This is a genomic window from Bradyrhizobium sp. (assembly GCF_049512235.1).
Taxonomy (GTDB): Bacteria; Pseudomonadota; Alphaproteobacteria; order Rhizobiales; family Xanthobacteraceae; genus Bradyrhizobium.
Window position 1 is genome coordinate 1 of sequence record NZ_JBEKXH010000436.1, and the last position, 5443, is coordinate 5443.

General features: G+C 61.7%; 7 protein-coding genes. 5 read left to right on the forward strand and 2 right to left on the reverse strand.

Annotated elements, in window-relative coordinates:
- Positions 1 to 203: 203 nt before the first annotated feature.
- The 3 genes from ABSG20_RS28625 (at position 204) to ABSG20_RS28635 (ending at position 1591) form a co-directional block, all read left to right on the forward strand.
- Complete coding sequence (locus ABSG20_RS28625; RefSeq protein ID WP_423867825.1) at positions 204 to 716, forward strand: SspB family protein; 513 nt, start codon at positions 204 to 206, stop codon at positions 714 to 716.
- 438 nt (positions 717 to 1154) lie between these two features.
- The gene (locus tag ABSG20_RS28630) at positions 1155 to 1343 is read left to right on the forward strand and encodes a DUF4169 family protein (protein WP_423867826.1); all 189 of its coding nucleotides are present in this window, start codon (positions 1155 to 1157) and stop codon (positions 1341 to 1343) included.
- Positions 1340 to 1591 (forward strand): ribbon-helix-helix domain-containing protein, encoded by a 252-nt coding sequence (locus tag ABSG20_RS28635; RefSeq protein WP_423867827.1) that lies wholly within the window; start codon positions 1340 to 1342, stop codon positions 1589 to 1591. The genes ABSG20_RS28630 and ABSG20_RS28635 overlap by 4 nt, the downstream gene beginning before the upstream one ends.
- A gap of 287 nt (positions 1592 to 1878) precedes the next feature.
- Here the strand turns inward: ABSG20_RS28635 and ABSG20_RS28640 are convergent, their stop codons facing one another.
- The gene (locus ABSG20_RS28640; RefSeq protein ID WP_423867828.1) at positions 1879 to 2472 is read right to left on the reverse strand and encodes a tetratricopeptide repeat protein; all 594 of its coding nucleotides are present in this window, start codon (positions 2470 to 2472) and stop codon (positions 1879 to 1881) included.
- A gap of 299 nt (positions 2473 to 2771) precedes the next feature.
- On the opposite strand from ABSG20_RS28640, the gene ABSG20_RS28645 reads away from it, so the two are divergent.
- A complete protein-coding gene (locus ABSG20_RS28645) occupies positions 2772 to 3047 on the forward strand; it encodes a FeoA family protein (RefSeq protein ID WP_423867829.1) in 276 nt (91 codons plus the stop codon).
- 20 nt (positions 3048 to 3067) lie between these two features.
- On the forward strand, positions 3068 to 4939 hold the full coding sequence (feoB, locus tag ABSG20_RS28650) for a ferrous iron transporter B (protein ID WP_423867830.1): 1872 nt from the start codon (positions 3068 to 3070) through the stop codon (positions 4937 to 4939).
- A gap of 53 nt (positions 4940 to 4992) precedes the next feature.
- On the opposite strand, the gene ABSG20_RS28655 is transcribed toward feoB, so the two are convergent.
- Positions 4993 to 5361, reverse strand: coding sequence for a response regulator transcription factor (locus ABSG20_RS28655; RefSeq protein ID WP_423867831.1), 369 nt, complete (start codon positions 5359 to 5361; stop codon positions 4993 to 4995).
- Positions 5362 to 5443: the final 82 nt, after the last annotated feature.

A 5443-nucleotide genomic window follows, 5' to 3' on the forward strand; every position in this document is an offset into this window, starting at 1 on the left:
GGTTAAGCTCCGTTAGGCGGGGTTCGGAGGCACCTGGCAACAGAAGCCTACACTTTGCAGTTTGGCGCGCCTTTGCCCCGGGACGCGCTGACTTCGGCAAGCCTGCTGACCTCAGCGCGCGGCCGGGGTAGCATAGAGGGGTGGGCGAGTCGGTCGACCGGCACCGGATGCGCCGGTAACATCTGAACACAACAGGACTGATAATGGCGACCGATCATATCCGATACGATGTGCTGGCGCGCGACGCGCTGCTGCGCGGCGTGGTGCGCCGCGTCCTGGCCGACGCCGCCGAACAGGGCCTGCCCGGCGAGCATCATTTCTTCATCACCTTCCTGTCCACCGCAGAGGGCGTGAAACTGTCGCCGCGGCTGTTGGCGCAATATCCGGAGCAAATGACGGTCATCCTCCAGCACCAGTTTTGGGACCTGGTGGTGACCGAGGACCGTTTTGAAGTCGGCCTCTCCTTCGGCGGCATTCCCGAACGCCTGGTGGTTCCATTCCATTCCATCAAAAGCTTTTTTGATCCGTCAGTGGAATTCGACATGCAGTTCGAGCCGTCCGATGCCGTGGCCGAGCCAGCGGAGAATACACTCCCGGTAGTCCCGGTCCCTTCGGCGCTGTCCGCTCCCGTACCGGCAGCGGAAAATCAGGAAGAGCCGATCAAGCCTGGCGAAGGCGCCGAAGTCGTCCGCCTGGACCGCTTCCGCAAGAAATAATCCGTGGGGTCGCACGCCCGCGCCGCCGTGGGGCGCGTAGGTGCAGCCGGACAAGATCACCGATCCCGGCTGACGGCCCGCGCCGCCGGTTCCGTAAAATTACGGGTTGAAAGAAATAATTATACAACGTAACGCCTAAATACTTTAGACCAATCCCATGTGATTGTTGCAGTGACCCAAGAGGGGGCACGAATTCGCGAGAGCGAAAAGGTTTTCTAAAACTGGGGAATTTCTGAATGACGACTGAGCCGGCCGGCGCCTGTTCCGCACCAGCGGATACCGGCTTTGCAGCGGAAATTCGTGCAAAGTTATGGGTTGGGTGCCTTTTTTGGCGAAATAACATTCGTCTTGTCGGAAAGTGTTCTGGCGCAAGATGCAAACTCTCACGCGTCCGTGAACCTTTCTCCCGCCCCAGATACCTAGCATGAGGGGGCGAGGATGGGTGATGTCATCAACCTGAAGCGATTTAAGAAGCGCGCCGCGCGACAACAGTCGGCCAAGCAGGCCGAGCTTAACCGGGTGCGTTTCGGACGGTCCAAATCCGAGCGCGACCTGGACGAACGGCGCATCAATCACGCCAATGACGTGCTGGATCAGCACCGCATCGACGGCGAGGATGCACCATGAAGTCGCCAGTCGTGAAGCGCTCGATCGTCGTCGCCGGCCACAAGACCAGTGTCAGTCTCGAAGAGGCTTTTTGGAACGGCATGAAGGAAATCTCAGGACTTCGGGACATGACGCTGTCTGAGCTGGTGGGCGAGATCGACAGCAATCGCCAGCAGGGCAATCTGTCGTCGGCGATTCGCCTGTTCGTGCTGGACTATTTTCGAACCCGCGCCGCCTACGCGCCGCCGGATTCAAAGCCCCCGGCCTAGCCGATTTTCAGCAGGCCCGGACAACCCCCCTCGTGGCTCAGCCGCCGAGGCTCGCATCAACGATGCCGAGCGTCGCCGCGCCGATCTCAGTGGAAAAATCGCCTGTGATCTCAGCGGCGAACGTTGTCGACGAGCCGGTGGCCCCGCCCGCCGCCACGATTCGGCGCCACGCAAATCGGTGCGCATCGACGCCCCCGCAGGCATCGACGGCTACCCGCCCCGGGTCGAGCCCGAGGCATGCTTTTCCGGACCATGCTCCCTGGCGCCCCGGAACTCCGTCGCTGCCGCTAGTAAACGAGGCCGGCGCCGGGCGGTTTTTCGAGCGCAGCCGCCAATGACCGGTATTCCGGGCAATCGGTGCCGCAGATCGCCGCAATCCGGCTCAGATGGTATTGCGCCTGATCGCGGTTGCCCTGTTCGATCTGCCACAGACCGTAATAATTCCAGGTCAGCACGAAGTTCGGATCGGCTTTCAGCGCGCGCTCGTACCAGACTTGCGAGAGCTTGTAGTCGCCGAGTTTGCGATAGGAATAACCGATCAGATTGGCGACGTTGGGTTGATCGTCGTGACCGAGCGCGTGCAGCTGCTCGATGGCCGCGGCATATTCATTGCGGTCGTAGATCGTCGCATAGGCTTCGCGGTAACCTTTGGCGAAAGTGGGATCGTCGAACAGGGACTGCTTGTCGGGCTTCTTCTTGCCTTTGTGGGCGGCGTGGCTGGCCTTGGTGTCCGTTTGCGGCGGTGCCGTCGAAGTATAATCACCCCCGCCCCCGCCTCCTCCCCCGCCTCCGGCGGCCAGCGCCGGAACGACCGCAGGCGCCGATATCAGCGCCGTCAGAAACATGGCCCGTGCCACAAACCTGAACCCGGAATTGATCATGCCTGCCTCCTGCTTGATGGTGTGGGCGATCCCACGATCGAGCCGCAATGATAAACCCCATTTTGCCCCGGACATTCCCGCTTGAATTGATCGCCCGGTGAAATGATCGTGATGGATTGATCGCCGTTGTCCCTGGTTGGCGTTTCGTCCAAGTCCTTAAAGGATTTTGGTCAGGATTTTCGTTCCCTTAACGAAACCGGCCACGGCTGTGGCGCAAGCTTCCTTACAATCGCTCTAAGCTACGGCTTGATTTGAACTGCTGCGCTTGACCTGCCGCCCTGCGCTTGGAAAGACAGGCCATGACTGAACAGAACGACGCTCGCCCGCAATTGCCGCTGGGACTGGCCAAGCGCGGCTATTCCGGGGTGATCCATCACCTCAGCCCCGCTGATACGGGCTCTGCGCTGCCCGCTCTCGAACTCGAGAGCCGATTGATCGAGCTCGGCTTCGTGGAAGGCGCCAGGGTGGAGGTGCTGCACGAGGGCATCGTCGGCCGCGATCCGATTGCGGTCCGCGTCGAGAACGTCACCATCGCGGTCCGCCGCCGCGAGGCCATGGCCATCATTGTGACCTGACGCGAGCGGACCCTAAAGCCATGGAAGCTCCGCTGATGCATCTGGCTCTGGTCGGCACGCCGAACAGCGGCAAGACCTCGCTGTTCAATGCGCTGACCGGCAGCCGCCAGAAGGTCGCGAACTATCCGGGCGTTACCGTGGAACGCAAGGAAGGCTCGTTCGTCACCCCGCTGGGACGCCAGGTTTCGGTGGTCGATTTGCCCGGCACCTACTCGCTGCGCGGGCGCAGTCCGGATGAAGAGATCACCCGCGATATCGTGCTCGGCCGCACTGCCGGCGAGAACCTGCCGGACCTTGTGCTCTGCGTCGCCGATGCCACCAATCTGCGGCTCACGATCCGGCTGCTGCTCGAGCTCAAAAGCACCGGCCGGCCGCTGATGCTGGTGCTCAACATGTTCGATATCGCCACCCGTCGCGGCGTCACCGTCGAGGTGGCGCAATTGTCGGCTGCGCTCGGCGTGCCGGTCGTCACGTCCATCGCGGTGCGCAAGGGCGGCACCGCCGATCTGTTGCGCCGGACCGACGAGATCGCGGCCGAGGCTCAGCCACAGCTCGCGCAAAATCTATGGCAACCGCTCACGGTCGCGCAATTGCGGGCCACCCAGCGCGAGGCTGATCGCATCATCGCGGCGACCGTCAGCCTGCCGGCGCGTCCGGACTCATGGACCTCACGGATCGACGCCGTGGTGCTGCACCCCGTGGCGGGGCTTGCGATCCTGGCCGCTATCCTGTTCGTGATGTTCCAGGCGGTGTTTGCGTGGGCGCAGCCGCTGATGGAATTGTTGTCAGCGGCCTTCGCTGCGCTCGGACAACTGGTTCACGACGCGATCCCTGCGGGCCTGTTGCAGAGTTTCCTCGAGAACGGCGTGATTTCCGGCGTCGGCAGCGTCATCGTGTTCCTGCCCCAGATCATGATCATCTTCCTGTTCATCCTGCTCTTGGAAGATTTCGGCTACATGGCGCGCGCGGCGTTCCTGATGGACCGCATCATGGGCGGCGCCGGCCTGCATGGCCGCGCCTTCATTCCGCTATTGTCCAGTTTCGCCTGTGCGATCCCCGGCATCATGTCGACGCGGGTGATCGACAATCGACGTGACCGGCTGACCACCATCCTGATCGCGCCGCTGATGACCTGTTCGGCGCGGATTCCTGTGTACACGCTGATCATCTCCGCCTTCATTCCCGACCAGCAGGTCTGGGGTTTTGTCAATTTGCGCGGCCTGGTGATGTTTGGACTCTACGCGGCCGGTATCACCAGCGCGCTCGGTGTATCTTTGCTGATAAAATTCTTCATGTGGCGCGACTACGCGCCGGCGCCGTTCATGCTGGAATTGCCGGATTACAAGATGCCGCGCGCCCGCAGCATCGCCATCGGCGTCTATACCCGGGCCAAGATGTTCCTGCAGCGGGCCGGCACCACGATCTTTGCGATGATGGTGCTGATCTGGTTCCTGGCGTCATTTCCGCTGCCGCCGACGGGCGCCGCAGATCCTGCCATCAACTACAGCCTCGCCGCCATCATCGGCAAGGCGCTGCTGCCGCTTCTGGCTCCGCTCGGCTTCAACTGGCAGATCGCGGTGGCGCTGATCCCGGGCATGGCGGCGCGGGAAGTCGCGGTGGCAGCGCTCGGCACCGTCTATGCCATCGAGGGCGGCAAGGAAGCGGCCGACCAGATCGGCGAGGTCCTGGCCACCAAATGGTCCCTGGCGACCGCGCTGTCGCTTTTGGCCTGGTACATCTTCGCGCCGCAATGCGCTTCCACGCTGGCGGTGATCCGCCGCGAGACCGGCAGCTCCAAATGGATGGCGGTCACGTTTGCCTATATGCTGGCGCTGGCCTATGCGGCGAGCCTTGCGACTTATACGATCGCGGTGGCGCTTGGGGCGGGATAGATCGGCGCTAATAAAAGCTATGGCGCTTGCGAAATCTTCGAAGTCACTGCCGATCAGATTTTCAAAGCCTTTTCGAGACAGCCAATCAAAACGTCTGTTTCGAATGGCTTTCTGAGCAGGCAGACCGCGCCGCCGGCAGTGGCTTTGGCCTCAAGGCCCACCTCTGGGCGTCCGGTGACCATGATGACCGGCAATGTCGAAGCCTGAACGGTGAGTTTCCGTATCAGGTCGAGCCCACTCATGCCCGGCATGTGCAGGTCGGTGATGACGCAATCGGATATACCTTGTCCGTCCCCAGCGAGAAATTCTTCCGCGCATGCGAACCCTCGGGCGCCATATCCCAGCGAACCAAGAAATGCGATCAGCGCCAGCCGGAAGGACTCGTCGTCATCGATCACCGCGATTGAGAAATCTCTTGACACCTATCATCCTTTGCCGCGGTTGACCGGTTTAAGACAGTAAGGTTGATCTTGGCATGCGACTGGGACCCAGGAAACTATACAC